Source organism: Nitrospirota bacterium, assembly GCA_016214385.1.
GTDB lineage: Bacteria > Nitrospirota > Thermodesulfovibrionia > UBA6902 > JACROP01 > JACROP01.
On sequence record JACROP010000033.1, the window covers coordinates 1 to 20,805 of the forward strand.

At 43.0% G+C, this 20,805-nt stretch carries 18 protein-coding genes; 12 read left to right on the forward strand and 6 right to left on the reverse strand.

Annotated features, from left to right (window positions below; genetic code table 11):
* Together HZC12_02035 and fdhF are read right to left on the reverse strand one after the other, a co-directional pair.
* On the reverse strand, window positions 1–739 hold a 739-nt coding region (locus tag HZC12_02035), incomplete at its 3' end, for a hypothetical protein (GenBank protein ID MBI5025508.1).
* Window positions 740–862: 123 nt separating this feature from the next.
* Complete coding sequence (gene fdhF, locus HZC12_02040; protein MBI5025509.1) at window positions 863–2,899, reverse strand: formate dehydrogenase subunit alpha; 2,037 nt, start codon at window positions 2,897–2,899, stop codon at window positions 863–865.
* Window positions 2,900–3,267: 368 nt separating this feature from the next.
* Here fdhF and HZC12_02045 point away from each other — a divergent pair, with 368 nt between their 5' ends.
* The 12 genes from HZC12_02045 (at window position 3,268) to HZC12_02100 (ending at window position 18,170) form a co-directional block, all read left to right on the forward strand.
* The gene (locus tag HZC12_02045) at window positions 3,268–3,690 is read left to right on the forward strand and encodes a transcriptional repressor (GenBank protein ID MBI5025510.1); all 423 of its coding nucleotides are present in this window, start codon (window positions 3,268–3,270) and stop codon (window positions 3,688–3,690) included.
* A gap of 89 nt (window positions 3,691–3,779) precedes the next feature.
* On the forward strand, window positions 3,780–4,451 hold the full coding sequence (locus tag HZC12_02050) for an endonuclease V (GenBank protein MBI5025511.1): 672 nt from the start codon (window positions 3,780–3,782) through the stop codon (window positions 4,449–4,451).
* Between the two features lie 49 nt (window positions 4,452–4,500).
* On the forward strand, window positions 4,501–4,866 hold the full coding sequence (locus tag HZC12_02055; protein MBI5025512.1) for a hypothetical protein: 366 nt from the start codon (window positions 4,501–4,503) through the stop codon (window positions 4,864–4,866).
* A complete protein-coding gene (locus tag HZC12_02060; GenBank protein MBI5025513.1) occupies window positions 4,823–5,527 on the forward strand; it encodes an endonuclease III domain-containing protein in 705 nt (234 codons plus the stop codon). Before HZC12_02055 ends, HZC12_02060 begins: the two co-directional genes overlap by 44 nt.
* A gap of 1 nt (window position 5,528) precedes the next feature.
* A complete protein-coding gene (locus tag HZC12_02065; GenBank protein MBI5025514.1) occupies window positions 5,529–8,399 on the forward strand; it encodes a PD-(D/E)XK nuclease family protein in 2,871 nt (956 codons plus the stop codon).
* Window positions 8,383–11,532: a UvrD-helicase domain-containing protein gene (locus tag HZC12_02070; protein MBI5025515.1), complete on the forward strand. Its 3,150-nt coding sequence runs from the start codon at window positions 8,383–8,385 to the stop codon at window positions 11,530–11,532. The genes HZC12_02065 and HZC12_02070 overlap by 17 nt, the downstream gene beginning before the upstream one ends.
* A gap of 45 nt (window positions 11,533–11,577) precedes the next feature.
* Window positions 11,578–12,342, forward strand: coding sequence for a ribosomal RNA small subunit methyltransferase A (rsmA, locus tag HZC12_02075; GenBank protein MBI5025516.1), 765 nt, complete (start codon window positions 11,578–11,580; stop codon window positions 12,340–12,342).
* A gap of 115 nt (window positions 12,343–12,457) precedes the next feature.
* Complete coding sequence (locus HZC12_02080; GenBank protein ID MBI5025517.1) at window positions 12,458–13,450, forward strand: diguanylate cyclase; 993 nt, start codon at window positions 12,458–12,460, stop codon at window positions 13,448–13,450.
* Window positions 13,450–15,558, forward strand: a complete 2,109-nt coding sequence (locus HZC12_02085; GenBank protein ID MBI5025518.1) for a glycosyltransferase family 39 protein — start codon at window positions 13,450–13,452, stop codon at window positions 15,556–15,558. The genes HZC12_02080 and HZC12_02085 overlap by 1 nt, the downstream gene beginning before the upstream one ends.
* A 371-nt stretch (window positions 15,559–15,929) precedes the next feature.
* Complete coding sequence (locus HZC12_02090; GenBank protein MBI5025519.1) at window positions 15,930–16,124, forward strand: DUF2281 domain-containing protein; 195 nt, start codon at window positions 15,930–15,932, stop codon at window positions 16,122–16,124.
* A gap of 224 nt (window positions 16,125–16,348) precedes the next feature.
* Window positions 16,349–17,296, forward strand: a complete 948-nt coding sequence (locus tag HZC12_02095) for a glycosyltransferase family 2 protein (protein ID MBI5025520.1) — start codon at window positions 16,349–16,351, stop codon at window positions 17,294–17,296.
* Window positions 17,274–18,170, forward strand: coding sequence for a flippase-like domain-containing protein (locus tag HZC12_02100; protein ID MBI5025521.1), 897 nt, complete (start codon window positions 17,274–17,276; stop codon window positions 18,168–18,170). Before HZC12_02095 ends, HZC12_02100 begins: the two co-directional genes overlap by 23 nt.
* On the opposite strand, the gene HZC12_02105 is transcribed toward HZC12_02100, so the two are convergent.
* From HZC12_02105 to HZC12_02120, 4 genes are all read right to left on the reverse strand, one after another.
* Complete coding sequence (locus tag HZC12_02105) at window positions 18,141–19,391, reverse strand: MFS transporter (GenBank protein ID MBI5025522.1); 1,251 nt, start codon at window positions 19,389–19,391, stop codon at window positions 18,141–18,143. The two genes, HZC12_02100 and HZC12_02105, sit on opposite strands and share 30 nt — an antisense overlap.
* Window positions 19,392–19,484: 93 nt before the next feature.
* Window positions 19,485–20,036 carry an HDIG domain-containing protein gene (locus HZC12_02110; protein ID MBI5025523.1) on the reverse strand — a complete coding sequence of 184 codons (552 nt, stop codon included), beginning with the start codon at window positions 20,034–20,036 and terminating at the stop codon, window positions 19,485–19,487.
* A 127-nt stretch (window positions 20,037–20,163) separates the two neighbouring features.
* Window positions 20,164–20,448: a hypothetical protein gene (locus HZC12_02115; protein ID MBI5025524.1), complete on the reverse strand. Its 285-nt coding sequence runs from the start codon at window positions 20,446–20,448 to the stop codon at window positions 20,164–20,166.
* An 18-nt stretch (window positions 20,449–20,466) separates the two neighbouring features.
* Window positions 20,467–20,805 (reverse strand): chromate resistance protein (locus HZC12_02120; GenBank protein MBI5025525.1); only part of this gene is annotated, 339 nt, incomplete at its 5' end.

A 20,805-nucleotide genomic window follows, 5' to 3' on the forward strand; every position in this document is an offset into this window, starting at 1 on the left:
TGCAGAGCGGGCATTCATATACACAGCCGCCGCATTCAAAACACCTCTGCGCAACCCCCTCCCAGAAAGAATCATCAACTTTCCATGAAAGTATCTTCTGCCGCGCATTTTCGAGATTTATCCTCTTTTCAAATCTTGCCTGAGAGCTTAATATTACTTCATACCGGTCATCGTAATCCGATTTTCTGGGTTTCGAAAAAAGGTGGCTGAAATTTTTCACAATATCCAATCCATGTTTTGAACCTATCTCCACAAGGTAGCGGTCACCTAAGTCTGAAAACTGAATATCAAAGCCTGCACTAAGAAATGGGCCGCTTCCAGGTCCGATGCAGAAGCAGGTCGGGTCGGGATTATTACAGCCTATTGAAATAAACACTGTATTTTCCCTCCGTGACGTATAATAGTCATCAACAAATTTTTCACCATAAAATCTGTCAAGAAGTGCAATTGCTGAAACATCACATGACCTTACCCCAAAGATTAATCTCTTTTTGCTATCTCTTAAATTTTCTACTCCATTTTTAGAGTATCTGAACATATTCTCCTTTTGTGGGAAAATAAATTCCTTTGGAGAAGGGATAGAGGCAGGGCAGTCAAGGACTATCTCGTGGATATTCTCAACTGTCTTGAACACAATATCATTACTCTCACCTCTCAGAGGTCCGATAATAGACATCTCTTTTCTTAACTGTCTCAGCCAGTAAGATAATTTAGTCTTTTCCAGTATCAGGCTTTTCATGTGAAAATACTTCCCATTCGTCATTCCCGCGTAGGCGGGAATCCAGTCTTCTGCCCTCTGGATTCCCGCTTTCGCAGGAATGACACTTTCATTCTTCTCTGTGTATTCATAATGCGTACAGTTTTATACCACCACCGGCTCAATCCTGACAGCACAAACTTTGTATTCGGGTATCTTTGCTAAAGGGTCAACTGCAGGATTTGTGAGTAGATTTGCAGATGCCTCTCTGAAATGAAATGGGATAAATATTGTGCCTTCTGAGACCTTAGCTGTTACACAGGCTCTAACTATGATTGCCCCGCGTCTTGATGAAACCCTCATCATAGAATTGTCTTTTATCCCCAGCATATTTGCATCCTTCGGATTTATCTCTGCATAGCATTCAGGATATTCCCTTTCGAGTGTAGATGTGCGGCGGCACATTGTGCCTGTGTGGTAGTGAAAATACATCCGTCCAGTTGTAAGGAGAAATGGGAATTTCTTATCTGTCTCCTCTGCTGGCGATATATAATCAACAGGTATAAATGTCCCGAGACCCTTTGCAAATTTTTTTCTGTGCAGAAATGGCGTGCCCTGATGCTCGGGGTCAGGACAGGGCCATTGCAAGCCAAAAGTATTGTCAAGTCTGTGATGCAAGATACCTCTGTATTCTGGCGTGAGAAGGGCTGCTTCTTCCATGACCTCATGTGTTGCCCTGTATTCCATGTTATAGCCCATCCCTTTTGAAACTGCACAGATAATCTCCCAATCAGGCATTGCCTCTCCAGCAGGCTCAATCGCCTTTCTTATCTTCTGAACCCTGCGGTCTGTGTTTGTAAATGTCCCATCCTTTTCTGCAAAAGTCACAGCAGGCAATATGACATGAGCGAATTCTGCAGTATCAGACATAAAGATATCCTGAACAACAAGGAACTTCAGTTTTTCCAGTGCCTCTCTAACATGAGATGCATCAGGGTCTGATATTAAAGGGTTCTCACCCATGATATACATGGCCTTCATCTGTCCGTTTAAAATAGAATCAAACATTTCTGTGAGTGTAAGCCCTGGTCTTGATGGAAGCCTCCTCTTCCATGTCTGTTCAAATTTTTTCCTGATAGCAGGCTCTGAGATACTCTGATACCCCGAATAAACATCAGGAAGGGCTCCCATATCACATGCGCCCTGAACATTGTTCTGTCCCCTGAGAGGATTTAAGCCTGTCATAGGCTGGCCTACATGTGCTGTAAGCATGCAGAGGTTTGCACACGCTCTGACATTGTCAACACCAGTTATGTGCTGTGTTATACCCATTGAATAGAAAAGCATTGCCCTTTTTTCTGTTGCATAAATCCGTGCAGTCTTCCTGATATCCTGGGCAGGGACACCTGTAATCTTTTCAGCAACCTCTGGAGGATACTTTATGACGACCTTTTCAAAGGCATCAAAATTCTCTGTCCGTCGCTTTATAAATGGGATATCTACAAGGCCTTCGTTTATTATCACATTCATCATGCTGTTAAGAAGGACAACATCTGTCCCACACTTGTGCCTCAGGTGAATATGTGCAAATTCTGAAATCTGCGTCTTTCTCGGGTCTGCAACAATCAATACAGCGCCTTTATCAACAGCATCGAGCATGTGCATGCCTATCATGGGATGCTGCTCTGTTGTATTTGAGCCTATTACAAAGAGAACCTTTGCACTGGCTATTTCGCTTATAGAGTTTGTCATGGCACCTGAACCAAATGTTACTGCAAGCCCGCCTACAGTAGAGGAATGACATAACCTCGCACAGTGGTCAATATTATTTGTCCCGATAACTGCCCTGGCAAATTTCATCATCAGGAAGTTCTCCTCATTTGTGCACTTAGCCGAACTCATTACCCCTATAGAATCAGGCCCGTGTGATTTTTTAATGTCTTTAAGCCTGCGAACTATGAGCCCTATTGCTTCATCCCACGATGCCTTTCTGAATACACCACTCTCTTTTATAAGGGGGGATTTAAGCCTTTCAGGATGCTGTATGAATTCAAAAGAATTCCAGCCTTTTACGCAAAGAGTGCCTTTGTTTACAGGATGATGTCTGATAGGTGAAACACCGGTGATTGTGCCTTCTTCCACATGGAGATAAAGGCCACAGCCGCATCCACAGTAAGGGCATATTGTAGGAACCTTATCCATTTAAAATATAATCTACCATAAAAAGGAATCTCTTCAAACCGTTCTTTTCGTATTACTCCCCATCTCTATCTCTGGCCACCTGAGGAGATCTCTGAAAAAGTATACTGTTTGTCATTTCGCTTCGCTTTCTGTCATTCCGACCCTCAGGCGAAACAAAGATTTCTCGTTACACTCGAAATGACATTTCGCTCAGGGTAAACCCAGCACCACAATGGTGCGGGGTAAACTCCGCGAGGAGAAACCTTTTTGATTTATAAGAACTTAAGATTTCTCGAAATGACATCAATGGGGGTTTTTCAGAGACCTGCTGAAAATCACTTGACAATAAATATTTTGTCGTTTTATATTGCGATTGAGGTGCAATAGCAGTGGATCTTTTAAAAATACTCAAAAGTTATCTGGCTGATAAAAACTTAAAACTCACAAAGGAGAGGATAGCTGTCCTTGAGGAGATAAAATCTCTCGGTGGACATTTTGACCTCGAAGAACTTTTAATAAACCTTCGCAAGAAGGGAATAAAAGTTTCAAAGGCATCAATTTACAGGTTGATTCCATTACTAAAGGATTGTGGAATAATTAATGAGGTTATATATAAGGATAAGCACTCTCATTACGAGTTTGTTTACGGCAGCAAACATCACGACCATATGATTTGTTTAAAATGTGGAAAGATTATTGAATTCACTTCACCTTCCATAGAAAAGCTTCAGGAAAGATTCTGTAAGGAAAACGACTTTTATGGAACGAGCCATATGCTTGAAATAAAGGGATTTTGTAAAAACTGTAGATAAAGATATTATTTAAATCCTGCTTATTAAAACCTTTATGCCTGGATTTGGGATATGAGATAATTGCAACTGCCGGATTTTGATTAAATGAAATGAGGCACGAAGCCATTAAATGGCCAGAAAATATTGAAGATGCAAGACATCTTCAATATGCCCTCTCAGGAAAGGTTAAAATAGCTCCTCTTGTGAAAGACCCTGTATATGTTGCTGGCGTTGATGCAGGATTTTTTGGGACCAGTGTTATAGGTGTGGCATGTCTTTATGAATATCCAGGACTCAATCACAGCGAAGATATTATTAAAATCGCAGAATCCAGATTCCCTTATATCCCTGGTTATCTTAGTTTTAGAGAGGGCAGGGCAATTATGATGGCGATTGATGGATTAAAGATAAAACCTGATTTGATTATTTTTGACGGACAGGGAATCGCTCACCCGATAGGGCTCGGGATAGCATCGCATATTGGAGTTCTTCTCGATATGCCTACAATAGGGTGCGCAAAATCAAAGCTGATAGGGAATTACAAGGAGGTGGGGGCGAAAAAAGGTCAATGGTCGCCGCTGATGTATAAAGGCAAAGTAATCGGTGCAGTTTTAAGGACAAGGGATAATGTAAAACCAGTCTTTGTCTCGCCAGGTCACAGGATTGATTTAAAAGGCTCAATAGAGATAGTCCTGGGATGTACTGATAAATATAGACTGCCAGAGCCTGTAAGGCGCGCAGACTTTTTTGCGAGGAAACTGAAAAGGGATATGATAAAATAATGAAGGTAGAAGCAGCAGCTTAAATACTACCTGCCGAAAGAGCAATACGATGAAGTCTAAAGAACATGTCCGGCTTGTCTGTAAGGGGTTCTGCAAGTTTTACAAAGAAGGCAGGTCGGAATCGACTCGTTCCGAGGAGGAGATGGCATGTGCAGGGCTTTTATTTTTTGAGAGTCTGCCCTCCTCAAGGATCGAATCCCTCATCCATAATCTTTCACCCGAACATGTAGTCCATAATAATCCCCTATCCGGCAGGCTCTGCGAGAGCTGTGAATTTTCAGTTGATGGGTGTGACTTCAGGGCAGGAAGCTCATCACCTCCGTGCGGCGGTTATGTACTTTTAAGCATGATGTTGGAGAAGGGTTTTATAGATGAAGAAGAAGTCAGGGGAATACTTAAAAACAGTGTTAAATAAAATATATAAGAGGCTCTACCGTTCTTTTGGCCCACAGCACTGGTGGCCTGGAGATACGCCATTTGAAGTCGCAATTGGCGCAATTCTTACCCAGAACACTAATTGGGGTAATGTGGAGAAGGCTATTGGAAATATTAAAAGAAAGAGGCTTATGGATGCTAATAAACTTTACAGCCTCTCTACGGAAGACCTGTCCGAGCTTATCAGGCCTGCTGGCTATTTCAGGGTAAAGGCAAAGAGGCTCAGGGAATTCCTGGGCTTTTTAATAAATCATTGCAGAGGTAGTATGAAAGAAATGTCTAAAGGAGACCTGAAGACATTAAGGCATAAACTCCTTTCTGTAAATGGCATAGGCCCTGAGACAGCAGACTCAATACTCCTTTACAGCCTTAATAAACCAGTTTTTGTCATAGATGCGTATACGAGGCGGGTTCTCAGCAGGCATAATATTGTTTCAGAAAAGGCAACATATCATGAGATGCAGGAACTCTTCCATAAAAACCTCCCTGTGGATGTAAGGTTATTTAATGAATACCATGCCCTTTTTGTCAAAGTCGGAAAGGAATACTGCAAACCCAGACCCCTTTGCACCGAGTGCCCATTAAATGAATTGAACTCAAAGCGTGAGCGTTCCCAATCGAAAGCAAAGCGCAGGAACTAAGATGAAAAAAGGAACTATCTTCATAACACCCCTTGATCACAGAAACAAGAGAAATGCACTATTCAGGGAAATAATCTCCATCTGCCCGGAAGGCGATTATTCGAGGCTCATGTATATCGCACCTACAGCAAGCGCATTAGAGGAGGTCAGAAAGCAATTTTTTAAATTCCAACAGGCTCGCTCAAAGTCGGTACGAGTCGGTACGACTGTCGCAACGACACTCGATTCCGAGAACATCTATATCCCCTTTCGGACAATGACAATACAGTATTTATGCCATAACCTGCAGGAACTTTATGGCGAGGAGGAGACGATTTCAAATGCCCTGAGGCCCCTTATTTTATCTGAGATACTTGATGACAGAGACCTTAGTTACAGCCGCCTTTTATCAGAGCTTATGGGAAATATCAGGCATTACCTGCCTGGCACAGAACTGTATATGATAAAGCGGGCCGTCGGAGAGCAGATATTCGAAGAAAAAACTTTATTGAGGGCAGTCAGGGCAATAGAAGACCTTGAGACTTACGAACAGGAACTCGTTAAAAGAAGTCTCCTCGATGAGGACGGCCTGCTCCTGACAGGTATTCCACTCGCAAAGGAGCATTTAGAAATAGAGATTTTAGTCCTCGATGGTTTTTTTGACCCCACACCCCTTGAAAAAGAGATTCTGTCCTGCCTCATGGATAAAGCTGAAGAAGTGTATGCTGTAGCCCTGGAGAAAAGTGAGTTTGCAGAATTTCTCATCAATGGCAAAAAAACTCATGGCAGGCCTTTTATTGTCAGAGCACAGAGCGCAGAGCTCAGACTTGTCCCTTCGACAATCTCAGGGCAAGCTCTGAGCGAAGTCGAAGGAACACAGAATTATGTCTTTTATTCTTATCCTTCAATGGAGGATGAGGTTGAGGGAATTGCCAGGACTGTAAAGGGGCTCATCATTGAAGGAGTAAGACCGCAGGAAATTATAATATCATTCCCTTCTCTCGCAAAGTACCTTCCCATGGTAAGAAGGATTTTTCAAAAACACAGAATCCCCGCCTGCATCTCCAGGTATAACCTTTCAAGCTCGAAACCGCTTGTGGCTATAGAAGGACTGATAGCATGTGTGGAGGGCAATTATTCGAGGGATGATTTCCTCTCGGTTATTACATCCAGGTATTTTCCGAACATCCCCGATGTCCTTAAAGAGTGGGCAATTTTTTATTCAAACAGGGCAGGGGTCATAAAGGGCAAAGATGCCTGGCTTTCCCTCAGGGCCACAGTCATCAACTCCTCAGAAGATGAGCTTACAGAAGAAGAAATAAATCGGCTAAACGATATTCAGAAGGAGATAAGAAATGTTATAAGGCTGCTGGAGAAGCTCAGAGAAGAAAAAACTTTTGCCTCTTTTCTGGATGCAATAGAGGCGGTCTTAAACAGGCTCGGATTTTTTGATTCTATTGATGACGCCCTGGAAGAGGCGTTTCACCGTGAACTCTCTGCCTTAAAACGCTTTGCAGGGCTTTTTGCCTCTGATTCAGATTCTTCAGGATTTGAAAAATTTATCTCCTATCTCAAGCACAGAATGATCGGTATCATGACAGGAGATGAGGACAATGGAAGGGTGAGGATTGTCCCATTAGAAGAGGCAGTGGAGCTTGAAGCAGGGGCATTGTTTTTTGGCGGCATGTGTGAAGGTGAATTTCCTTCAAGGCCGGCTATTGACCCGATACTTCCTGAGAAGGTAAAGAAGGCCCTGGGTCTGCCCTATTTAGACCGTTACCTTGAAAGGCAGAAGAAATATTTTGAAAGACTGCTTCATGTCTCAAGAAGAGAGCCGTATTTTTCCTATCCCTCTCAGGAGGCTGACAAACTTTTTCTTCCGTCTCCATTCCTCGACTGGACAAAAGTCCTTACCCCTTCAGTGCCGAATATACCTACTGAAGAAGAAATACTCATTGCACAGGGCACACTCCAGAAAAAAGATTTTTCAGCAACCTTCTGGGGCGAGAATATATATAGTGGTGGATTGATTAATGGTATTTTACAAAAACGTTTCGGCAGGGCGGCATTTATTAAGGTCACGGACATCGAGGCATACAGGCAGTGCCCCTTGAGGTTTTACATAGAAAAGGTCCTGGGTCTTGAGGAAGACAGGCCGCCGAGGTTTGAGATAGAGGCAAAACTGTGGGGGAAGCTCAGCCATAAGGCTCTTGAATATCTTTACCGTGATGGAGATGTAGAACCTGAGCTTTTAAAAGACAGGCTAATGGCAGGTTTAAATAATGCGCTTAAAGATTTTCCGGTTAATGAGTTCTGGGCAAAGGTCGCCAGGGAGATTTTTAAAATGCTCTTCCCCCATTTATTGGAACAAGAAATCGCATTGAGGAATGAGGGCTATACGCCTTACAAGGTAGAGGCCAAACTGAAGGGCGAGGTAGACGGACTCAGGCTCAAGGGGAAGATAGACAGGATAGACATAAAAAGGTCGTTGCCCCGACACTTCGGGGTAACTGAGCTGAGAGAAGAAAAGGTTGAGGTTATGGTCCTCATTGATTACAAGACAGGCTCAGCGCAATCTTCTATTGATAGCCTTCAGCTTCCACTTTATGCAGCCCTTTGGCAGAGCAATCCCCCCATCCCCCCTTTGATAAAGGAGGGTAAAGGGGGATTTGTAGAAAAAGTAGGTTTTTATTCCCTTAAGGACGGACATATTGACTGGTATCCCAGGAAAATCACAATCGAAGATTTCATAGAAGAAGCATTGACAGAGGCAAAGTCCCTTGTCGATGGAATGAGGGAAGGCAGATTCGGCCCGGAGACTGCAAAGGACGATAGTTGCTATTATTGCCATCACAGGCCTCTGTGTGGAAGGACATATGGGAAATTATCTTGATATAGGCATGAATGTTGTTGTCTCATCACCAGCAGGCTCTGGAAAGACCGAGAAGCTCGCAAGGAGATATATAGCCCTGCTTAAAGCAGGAGTTGATGTGGAGAGGATCCTTGCCATTACATTTACAGATAAGGCTGCAGCCGAGATGAAGCAGAGGATTTTAAGAATTCTCAAAGAGGAGGACGAGGAACTTTTTAAAAAAATTCTCGAGAAGATGTCCCTAATGAGGGTATCAACAATACATTCCTTCTGCGGGAACCTGCTCAGGCGTTTTTCTTTTGAAGCCTCCATAGCGCCTGACTATGAGATAGATGATGCAATAAATTCCGAGATAAGCTGGGAAGAAATCCTCTATGATGTCCTGATGGAAGCGAGCATTAGCCCTGAGATGGAGGAGCATGAAATTCTCCTTCAAACTATTGGAGAAAAAGGATTCAGGGGGCTTGATGAACTTAAGGCAACTATGAACGTGCTTTATGGGAAGTCACCATTTTCCGTAGAGGCTGAAATCCCCCTGCCCGAAGCCGGAAACGACCTGAACAATTTATTGAGAGAGTTAAAAGAATGGCCTGGTGCGAAGGAGGCAATAAAATATTATGAAAAAGTATTTTATGAGAATAATGCCCTCAGGGCAATTGAAAAGTATTTCCTGACAGATGGAAAGACTCCGAGGAAAAGACCGCCGGTACCTCTGAAGGGGATTCTGGATTTCGAGACCTGGGCATTAAAGATGAACCAGTACCGGATGGCTGTTGGTATTGATTCTTCTTTGAGAAGGGCGGAGAGGCTTAAGAAGATTTTCACAGAGTGTTATCGCAGATACAGAGATAAAAAGGCCATCAGAAAGACGCTGGATTTCAGCGACCTGGAATACCTTACATATAAACTTATCACTAACAACCCTGAGTGGGCCAATATACTTTATGCATTCGATGAAAAAACAGACCACATCCTTGTGGATGAGTTTCAAGACACAAATACCTTTCAGTGGGCAATAATCGACAAACTCACAGAGGAATGGCGTTCTGGCCTGGGGCCTAAAAGGGAAGAAGGGATAAAGCCAACAGTCTTCCTTGTCGGAGATGAAAAGCAGTCAATATATTTTTTCAGGGGGGCCAATGTAGAGCTCTTTACAAAGGCAAAGGACAGGCTCAGGGAATGGCTCAAAGACGAGTTCTACTATGAAGAAGTCAGGGACAACTTCAGAAGTCTTCCGGCAATTGTTGATTTTACCAACTGTCTTTTCTCTCGAATAATGAAGGCAGAGGACCCCGAAGCTTCGGGGCCATGGATAACGAGATACAGCCCTTTTGAGGCATACAGGAAAGAGCCTGACGGATGTGTCGAATTAATCTTAATAGATGAGGAGGCAAAACGCATAAGTGATTCTAAGGAACGAGAAGGTGCTATTATGGCCAGACGCATCCAGAGCATTGTCGGAGATTTCCATATATTCGACAGACAGACTAATCAGTCAAGGCCATGTAGATTTGGGGATATTGCCGTACTCCTGCGAAAAAGGACACATCTAAAAGCCTATGAAGAGACCCTCAGGGCATCAGGCATACCTTTTGTTATGGTTAAAGGCATTGGTTTTTATCAGGAGCCTGAGATAGTCATTCTCAGGGCGCTCGTCTATTTTCTCTCGAACCCAAAAGATGACTACAGCCTCTATGTCCTTCTAAAAAGTCCTCTCTTTGGTGTTTCCCCCTTTGGGGGATTCGCCTCGGGCGAAAAAGAAGATGTGATTTTAGAAGCCATCAATGAAAAAGAAAATGGAGGGCTATTTAAAAACCTTAAAGACTCAGGTGAGATAAATGAAATTATTGGTCTTCTCGATAACTGGCTTTTTAAGGCGTCAGAGGAAAAGCTTGCAGAGCTTATAGAAAAGGCCCTCGTTCAGACAAAAGGATGGAGTTATTTCTGGGAGCCCCAGAGGCGTGCAAATGTCAAGAAGTTCATAAGGCTGGTGGAGGAGCTTGAGGCAAGGGGGAACTCACTGATAGAGATAAGGGATTTTTTTGAAAGGACGTTCAAAAAGGAAGAAGAGGCAAAGGCCAATGTAAATACAGAGGGGATGGACGCTGTAAAAATAATGACGATTCATGCGGCAAAAGGGCTTCAGTTTCCAGTAGTTTTTGTGCCAGGGCTTGACGAAAACCTTACAGGAAGGCAAAAGGACTGCCTTATATATGAAGATGGGGGAAGGTTTTTCCTCAAATACGAGCTTGACCATGCAATACGCAGGGAGGACAGCGCCTTTAAACTCCATTCTAAAAAAGAAGAGGAGGAGGCAAAGAGGCTCTTTTATGTTGCAGTGACAAGGGCAGAGGATGCGCTTTTCCTTGTAAGCCACTGGAGCGAAAAAGATAACAATACCCTGTCCTATTTAAAAGAGGGCATTGGCCTTAAAAAGGAAGGAGCTAAATTCAGTATCACCACAGCGATTAAAGGATTCAAAATCCTTTCAGCATCTGACGTAAATGACCTTTATGAAAAAGCCTCAAAACTCGTAGAGTCGAGTCTCCGACCTGCAGTGCCTGAGCCGAAACCTGCTCAATTAGAATTTATAGAATTAAAACCAGAGACAGGGCTTAGGTGGAAAACCGTAACAGAGGGTATAGATATAAGGAGGAGGCACGGCAAGGACTGGCTTGTCCTCGGAGATGTGCTTCACAGGCTTTTTGAAGGGGTATCAAAAGGAATTATAAAAGAACACGAACTCAGGATGAGGGCAGAAAAACTTCTTCTATCCAGGGGGGTGTCGGACTCCATGGATAGAATTATCCCCATAATTGAAAATGAGATATTGCTGCTTAAAGAAAAGGGGATATGGGACAGCGTTATTTTACCAAAGGAGAACTCTTACGCTGAACTGCCATTTGTCCTTCAGTATGGAAATAGTATCTATACCGGCAGGATTGACAGGGTTATAGTGGAAGCCGGTATTTACAGCCTGTATGATTATAAGACCTTCCCTGTTGAGGAAAAAGAAATAGAATATCTCCTCAGGGAGTATTCGTTCCAGCTCAATCTTTACAGGACTGCTGTATCAAGGCTCTTCAGGCCAGAAATCGTAAAGGCCTTTATTATTTTTACCCACACAGGAGATATAAAGGAAGTTAAAAGTTAGAAGTTAAAAGTTAAAAGCTGAAGGCTGAAAGTTGAGAGCTGAAAAATGAGAAGACCTTTAGGCCAGCATTTTCTTTTTGATAACAGAATCCTTAAAAGAATAGTTGATTGCGCTCAGATAACACCTGAGGATACGGTTGTTGAGATTGGCCCGGGACTTGGAACCATGACGAAGCTCTTAGCTGAAAGGGCTAAAAGGGTCATTGCCATAGAGATTGATAAAAAATTAGTTGCGAAGCTGGAAGCGACGCTTTCAATGCATGAGAATGTGGAGATTGTTAAGGCTGATGCCCTGAAATTTCCATATGACAGTATTCAGGGCAAATTCAAAGTCGTGGCCAATATACCATATTATATAACAACCCCGCTCATATTCAGGCTACTTGAATTCAAGGAAAGGATTTTTACAATGACCCTGCTTTTGCAGAAAGAGGTTGCTCAAAGGATTGTTGCATCTCCAGGGGGGAAAGACTATGGGGTCCTTTCCATTGTGATTCAACTGTGGACAAAGCCATCATTGAAGTTTTTAGTGACAAAAGAGGCATTCTCTCCAGAGCCAAAGGTGGACTCAGCTCTGGTCAATTTCGAGATTTCAGAGACCCCGGTTTATGACATAAAAGACGAGGACTTTTTCCTTAAGATAGTTAAGACTGCCTTTTCCCAGAGGAGAAAGACTATAATGAACAGCCTCAAGTCTTTTAAAAACATTAAAAAGGCGCTGTTAGAATCCGGTATTGATTCAGGTTTGAGGCCAGAGGTTTTAAGCATAAAAGATTTTATCAGGCTTGCCGATGCCCTGTCAGGCAATTGACCTAAAAATAGACATTACTCCATCACTCCATTGCTCCAAATTATAGCTCTGTGGCTAAATTTTCATTCTCTGATTTTTTCTTTCACAATTGATGGGTATCATGTAGAATGAATATATGGCGAAGGCAAAGGTTCTTGTTGTAGAGGACAGCGAATTCCAGGCAAATGAGCTAAGGAAATTCCTCGAACATAGTGGTTATGAGGTAATCTGTGCTGGAAATGGCGTGTCAGCCATTCATATAACCAAGACACAACATCCTGATATTATTCTCCTGGATGTTGTACTGCCTGACGTTGATGGGCATGAAATCTGCCGCTGGCTAAAGGAGATGAATGATGAGACAAAAAGAATCCCTATTATCATGCTTACCGTAAAAGATTCCATTGAGGATAAAATATCAGGCCTGCAAATAGGGGCGGATGACTATCTTTCAAAGCCATTTAATGACATGGAGCTGAATGCCAGAATATATGCATTGTTGAGGACTAAGGCATTACAGGACGAGCTGATACAGAAGAACGTACAGCTCGAAGAACTCCTTAAAAAGGTTGAGCATATGGCAATCACTGACTATCTCACAGGGCTTTACAACAGACGCCATTTTCAGAGTGCAGTGGAGAAGGAATTCCTGATAGCGCAGAGGTATAAGACACCGCTTTCCTGTATGCTGATTGACATCGATCACTTTAAAAAGGTTAATGATATTTTCGGCCACGAGGTTGGGGATTCTGTGCTTGTAGATGTAGCAGAGATCATAACAAAGGACATAAGAGAGGTCGATATTGCAGCCCGTTATGGCGGGGACGAATTTATCGTCCTTTTCCCCCGGACCGAGATGAGCGATTCTTTTCTGCGCTCAGCAGAGCCTTCCGGGGATGCTGCTTTAAAACCTGCCCTGCGTATCCTGCGGGATATAGCCGTTCATAATTTCAAGGGTTTTAAAGGCCCAGGAGGTATTACTGTGAGCATTGGTATTTCCGGCGCTCCAGATCCGTTGATAAATACAGAGGAAAAATTGCTCAGGTGCACAGACCGAGCCCTGTACAAGGCCAAGAGAAATGGACGGAACAGGATTGAAGTAGCTGATGGCAGTGAACTTTTGATGTAATGGATACAGCCCTCTTTTTCTTTCTAAATCAAGACCTGAAGAACCCCATCTTTGATTTCATAATGCCATTTGTGACAAGCAGAGCCGATATTCTATTTGTTCCCTTTATTTTATTTTTCTTTATAAGAGACCCTAAGAAAACACTGCTTGTTTTATCTCTGAGCCTTTTAAGCGTAGGGCTCAGCGATGGCAGTGCAAGCATATTAAAATATATTTTTGAAAGGCCGAGGCCGTGTCAGAGCCTTGAAGGTGTAAATCTCCTTGTTGGCTGCGGCAAGTCTTTTTCCCTTCCATCCAACCACGCAGCCAATGCCTTTGCACTTTCAGCAGGCCTTGCCTATTTTTTTAGAAGCGCCACCATGCCGTTCTATTTCATTGCAACAATAGTTGCTTTTTCAAGGGTCTATGTTGGTGTTCACTACCCATCTGATGTGGTTTCTGGCGGACTGCTGGGGATTCTGAGTTTCTTTGCTGTCCTTGCTGTTTATAATTGGGCAAAACAGGCGATAATGGTGGATCGATTTAAAACTTATTTTGTATTAATTCTTCTTACACTTACTGTCCTCCGCCTGTTCTATATAAACACAGGGCCACTTGAACTGAGCCCTGACGAGGCCCATTACTGGGAATGGAGCAGGAGGCTTGACCTGAGCTATTACTCCAAAGGCCCTGTGATTGCCTATCTGATAGCAGTTACAACCGGCCTGCTTGGCGATTCTACATTTGCAGTAAGATTGCTGGCACCGCTGTTTTTAGCTCTATGTTCAATTTTTGTATACAAACTGACAATGGAGCTTTTTAATGACAGCAAAAAGGCATTTTTTGCAGGCCTTCTGCCCCAGATAACTCCGCTTTTTGCTGCATTCGGTGTAGTGATGACTATTGATTCGCCATTTATCTTTTTCTGGACACTGTCGCTATATCTTTTCTGGAAAGCAGTAACCAGTAATGCGTTATGCGTTATGCGTAATGTGAGCAATAAAAAAACTCATCACTCATCTCGGAGCGAGTCTTCGCCCGATACGGATAAACTCCGAGGCGCTTCGACACTCATCACTCATCACGGTTTTGGTTTTTGGCTTCTTCTTGGACTTACAGTCGGTCTTGGTTTATTAACAAAATACACAATGGCGTTTTTCTATCTATGTGCATTCTTATTTATCATCTTTTCAAAGGAAAACAGGTTCTGGCTGAGAAGGAAAGAACCTTACGTGGCTTTTGCCTTGTGCCTCCTTATATTTAGTCCTGTAATAATCTGGAATGCTAACTATGACTGGGTGACCATACGGCACACAGCAGGCCAGGCACATATTGCAGAAGGTGTAAAAATATCCTTTAAGCATTTCTTTGAATTCCTGGGCTCTCAGATTGGTGTTATAAGCCCTCTGCTTTTCCTTTTAACGATATATGGGGCAATAAAAAATCTCAGTTCACGGTTCACGGTTCACAGTTCACGGTTTTTGTTCTGGTTCTGGGCTCCTGTGCTTGGATTTTTCCTTGTGAAAAGCCTTCAGGGAAAAGTGCAGGCAAACTGGGCAATGGCAGCATACATTACAGCCTTTATTGCTGCTGCGGATTTTTTTCTCAGCAGGGAACTAAAAAAAGGCATGAAGGTATTCTTGAGTATTGCTTTAAGCCTTGCATTTATTATGACGATGGTCGCCCATTATTCAGAATATTTCAACCTGCCTGTAAAAAAAGACCCTGCATCAAGACTCATGGGATGGAAAAGCCTGGGAGAAAAAGCAGGAGAGGTTTATAATGACATGGCATTAAAAGGCCCTGTCTTCATATTTTCAGACAGTTATCAGGTCTCAAGCGAGCTTGCTTTTTACACTCCAGGGCATCCGAGGACTTATTGTGTAAACCTCGGCAGGAGGATGAACCAGTATGACATATGGGGCGGATTCAATAATCTTTTGGGGCAGAACGCAATCTTTGTTAAAATAGGGACCGGCGATTTTCCACAGGAACTCAGAAATGCATTTGATTCTTACGAGCAGGAAAGATTAATTGTAATGAGGAAAGGCAGGGTCATAAGAGAATATGGTATATTCAGGTGTTATGGCTTTAAAGGGATTAAAAATACGCAGTACAGAAAATTCTAACCCAAAATTCATTCAGGTCTTGGTAAAATTCGCAGTCCTTTGGACACGGGCAGGAAAGAATAAATGAAGGGGAATAGACATTTCTATGAGGCATCGAAGTTTAATTGAAAGTCAATATGAGAAAGCAATACAAAACTAAAAAAAGAAGTTGCGGATTATGCAAACCCCACAAGAAAGGCTGGGACAATAGGTGGAAGGCTAAGGACAGGGCAGGAATGTGTCAGGCAGAACGGAAAATTAAAGAGCACATAAAAGGGGAATAGGGGTAGTTCTTCTTATAACGTCTGCAACAGCGGTTAATACAAATAAATGTAAAACAACAAAGTCGAATTTGGTATAATTGGTTTAGAACGATTATAAGGAGGAAACTCATGAGTAAAAAGGAACTGCTTTTAAGTGAAATTGAACAAGTTCCAGAGTCTTTTCTTGACGAAGTGCTGGACTTTGTCCATTTCTTGAAGACAAAGATAATTAAGGAAAGACTTGATACTGCCATCGCAAGTGAGTCCTCTCTTAAAAAGGACTGGCTAAGACCAGAGGAAGATGAAGCGTGGCAAAGTTTGTAAAACACAAAAACCTGATGGCTTCGTCTGCGGCGGGCAAGTTAATGCCTGAATGGGTGAAACTGGATACCCCTTTGGTGGTATAATAGGTCGTGGCAATGTCGCTCAAGCCAGCCCTGCTTATCGCTGGATTTAATTTTGGATTTTAAATTTAGAAATTTACTTCCTGATACTGTAAAATTTTATCAATGTATCATGAATCTTGAATTCTGGTAAAGGAAGCGTTTATGGTTTCAGTTATTGTGCCGCTTTACAACGAAGAGGAAAATGTCAGGCCCTTATATGAGGCGCTCAAGGCAGCAATGGAGGGCTATAAAGGTGATTATGAACTTCTCTTTGTCGATGATGGCAGCAATGACAGGACGCTACAGTTACTTAATGAAATAGCAGAAAAGGACAAAAAGGCAAGGCTCTTAAGTTTCAGGCGCAATTTTGGCCAGACCGCAGCCTTTGCTGCAGGTTTTGACCATGCCAGTGGCGATGTAATAGTCACCATTGATGGAGACCTTCAGAATGACCCTGAGGATATACCCAGGCTTCTTTCGCTTATAGGTGAATATGATATTGTCAGCGGATGGAGGCGAAATAGAAAGGACCCATTTTTAAGAAGGAGGCTTCCATCAATGATTGCAAACTATCTGATAAGTAAAGTTACCGGCGTTAAGCTCCATGATTATGGATGCAGCCTCAAGGCATATAAGGCTGATGTCGTAAAAAATATAAACCTCTACGGCGAGATGCACAGATTTATTCCAGCAATAGCGAACTGGTATGGTGTAAGAGTCGCTGAGGTTGAGACCACACATCACCCCAGGCTTTATGGCAAGTCAAAATATGGATTGTCCAGGACTATCAGGGTTCTCTTAGATTTAATCACAATAAAGTTCCTCCAGAGTTTTTCAACAAAGCCCCTGCAGGCATTCGGCCCTATTGGCCTTCTATCCGGACTCCTCGGTTTTGGCATTTCTCTTTATCTTGCTGTAGAAAAGATTCTCGGCAAATCCATTGGAGGAAGGCCCCTCCTGCTTCTCGGTGCCCTCCTGATAATTGTAGGCATACAGCTTATTGGCATGGGCCTTCTCGGAGAGATGCTTGTCAGGGTATACCATGAAAGCCAGAAAAAACCAATTTATGTCTTAAAGAGTACGAACATTGAGAAGACTTCTGACCTTTAGCCTGAAACTTTTGATAAGCGGGGGGCTCCTTTATTTTCTGTTTTCAAGGATAGACAGCGCTGCTGTATTAAAAACCCTTAAGGATGTGGATCTATCCATTTTCTTTGTAGCCTTTCTCCTCTATTTAAGCACTGTTTTCCTCGCCACAAAACGGTGGTCACTTTTTTTACCTGAGGCCATACCGCTGTCAAAACTGCTTTCCCTTTATTTCATTGGCTCTTTTTTCAATACCTTTCTGCCTGGCCTTGTGGGTGGAGATGCAGTAAAGGCATATTACCTTTATAAACATACAGGCAGGGGAGGCTCCTCCGTGGCATCTGTATTTATGGATAGGTACCTCGGTTTTTCAGCCCTGATAGGCATTGGCCTTATAGCCTTTGTCTTTGGATATTCTTACATCATGGGGACTCAGGTGTGGTGGACTGTGCCAGGGCTTGCTGCTATTTTCATCCTTATGAGTTTTCTTTTCTGGAGGCTTAACTGGGGAAAGATAAAGGCTTTAACGTCGTTTTATAACCCGATTATGGGTTATAAGGCTAACCGTAAGATTATATATAAAGGATTGATGTGGTCGGTTGGTGTTCAAGGCATCGGTATTCTTGGGATATACATCCTTTCACTGGCGCTCGGATTAAAGACCTCAATTATATACTTCTGCTTGTTTATCCCTGTGATAACCGCTATCTCGACAATCCCGATTTCCCTGTCTGGCCTGGGCATAAGGGAAGCAGGATTTGCAATCCTTTTCACACAGGTTGGATTCACAACAGCAAGTGCTATAAGCCTTTCGCTCCTATGGTTTATCGCCGCATGTCTTGTACACTTCATAGGAGGAATAGAGTATTTAAGGGTCGGGAAACCACCAAAATGCTAAGGCCATGGAAGCAAGAATAGCTGAGACCGAGATGAAGGCAGTTCCAAAACCGAAATATGCAGCTACAATTCCTGAAATTAGAGGCCCTGTTGTATGTCCTATGTCCATTATCGAGCCTAAAATCCCCATTGCAGAGCCGTGGGTTTCTTTTCTGCTCAGATCAGCTATGAATGCAGATGTGGCGGATGTGACAATAGAAAAGCTCAGACCGAATAATATGCTCAAGGCAAGCAAGGGTATGAATGATTTGAAAAGTGGAAAGCACCCTATGCAGACTGCACCGATTATAGCACCTGCAAAGATCTGCGGCCTTCTCCCATGCCTGTCAGAGAATCTCCCCATCATAGGTTTTGTGAGTGCAAGCGTAATCACCTGCGCAGAGAGGAATATTCCAACTTCGTATGCGCTGAGCCCTACCTTTACTGAATAGAGCGGGAGAAATGTTTCAAATGTCCCGTATGCAAAGAGTATTGACGCCTCTACAGCGCTGGCGATGAGAATTCCTCTGTGGGAAATTACTGTTCTAAAGGCAGTTGCTGTTTCCTTCCAGCTTTGAGGTTTCTTATCTGAAAATCCCCCGCCATCCCCCTTTTCCAAAAAGGGAGTTTTTAGATTCCCCCCTTTTATAAAGGGGGGTGAGGGGGGATTTTGTATCCTCAATGTAAAGATAAGTGCGACAATACCCACAATCCCGCATACAATATAAACAACTTCATAGCTCATTCTTGGATTTAAAACCAATAAGCCTATAATACTTCCTCCAGCTATCGGAGCCATGAACCTGCCGAGGAGGGTTGATGTGGAGAACCAGCCCATCTTTTCCCCTCTTTCTACATGGAAGAAGTCTGATACAAGCGCCATTGCAACAGGTATGAATATAGCGGTTGCAAGGCCGTGATAAAATCTGACTATAGCAAGCTGCCATATCTCCGTCACCAGAAGATAAAGAAAGGGAGCGGTCGAAAAAACAAGGGCTGAAAAGAGCAACATCCTTTTTCTGCCGAATCTGTCCGAGAGCATCCCTGCCGGTATGCTGGCGACGATACCTGTGAAGGCAGATACAGCAGCGACCATCCCCACGCCGGATGGATCTGCTCCGAGGTGTGTAGCGAATAGCGGCAGCACAGGGCTTTTGGAGATTGTTGAGCTGAATATGGCAAACAGCCCTGTAGTGCAGAGAAGTACGAATGGGCTTATAGTAAATGACTTAGATAAATTCATAATAATTCACCCTCCCCTTCATCCCCTCCCATCAAGGGAGGGGAGCTGTGTGGTGAAGCAGGAGAGGGATAGGGTGAGGGGTATAAAAACATTTCATCTTTTTATTAACCCCTGTATTTCCTTGTGATATCCAATATACCGATTAAGGGTCTTTTCGTTCTTTCCGTATTTCGGATATTCCCTGAGTATCTCCTCAAACCTTTCTTCTGCCTCCAGTTCCTGTTTTATATCCACAATGCCGTCCATGATTATATCCACAAGCCTGTCAGCGTAAATCGCAATCTTTTCTTCCAGCGTTTTAAGTGTGTAATCTTTTACAGGCAGACCCAGTTCTTTTGCCTCTTCCACAGTAAGCCCGCCCCTTATGTGTTTTTCCATTATGGCAGTAATCTCTTCTGATAATCCCATCTTCTTCCCAATCTCTGCACCGATTTTTCCATGCTCAATCTCATGGGTTTTTACTTTCCCGAGGTCGTGGAATAAAGCCCCTCTGCCAATAAGCTCTATGTCTATATCATTCGAGCCTATCCTCCCGGCAATCTCTAATGCCTTTTCTGCTACTTTGATACAGTGTTTTATATCGTTTTCTGAGACACCTGCTTTTTTAAGTAGGTTAATGTCTGAATCCTGGATTTTGTAGTCCATAATTTCCTCCAATCAAAGTTGTTTGACCTGAAAATACCCCTCACCCCAACCCTCTCCCACAAGGGGAGAGGGGACTTTTTAATCTTCCCTCCCTCGACGGGAGGGGATGAAGGGGAGGGTGATAAATTTACTTAACCCCAAAGTATGCCAGTGTGTCAGCGATCATCCTCTCGAGGTCATGCTGAATATGATTAAACTTTGCCTTTACATCATCATGAATATGCTGGATGTATTCTTGAAGAGCCTCTTTTCCGTATTTATCCTCTATCATTTTCCCGTACTCATAAATCTTTGTAATATCATGCCTTTCAGCCTTCTTTTCAGGGTCTCCATCAAGCCATTCGTGGATATCCATGTAATCCTTTCCTGTTCTTTCTAAACTTACCTTTAAATGTTTTTCTACTGGCGGCATATTCATTTCCCCCTTTTGTTAAGTTTTTGATGCATAAAGCATCTCGAATACAGCCATTCCTCTTTCAAGGGATTCTATGTCATTTTTTGCTATTTTTCTGATGCCCATAAGGATATGTTCTATTCCATTTGCCTCTTGACTGCTGTATTTATCGTCTTTTATATCAAGCTCATGGACGATTTCAGATATCTTCCTGAGCGCCTTTGTTTTGAGTCCAAAAGTTTTCATCAGGACCTCAAATGTACACATATCCCCGATATGGGTGAAATCTCCTCCCCTAATATCAAAGGCGACCATGCCTTTGCCCAAATTCTCCATATCCCGTTCGTCGATAAATTTAAAGACAGCGTTGTTATC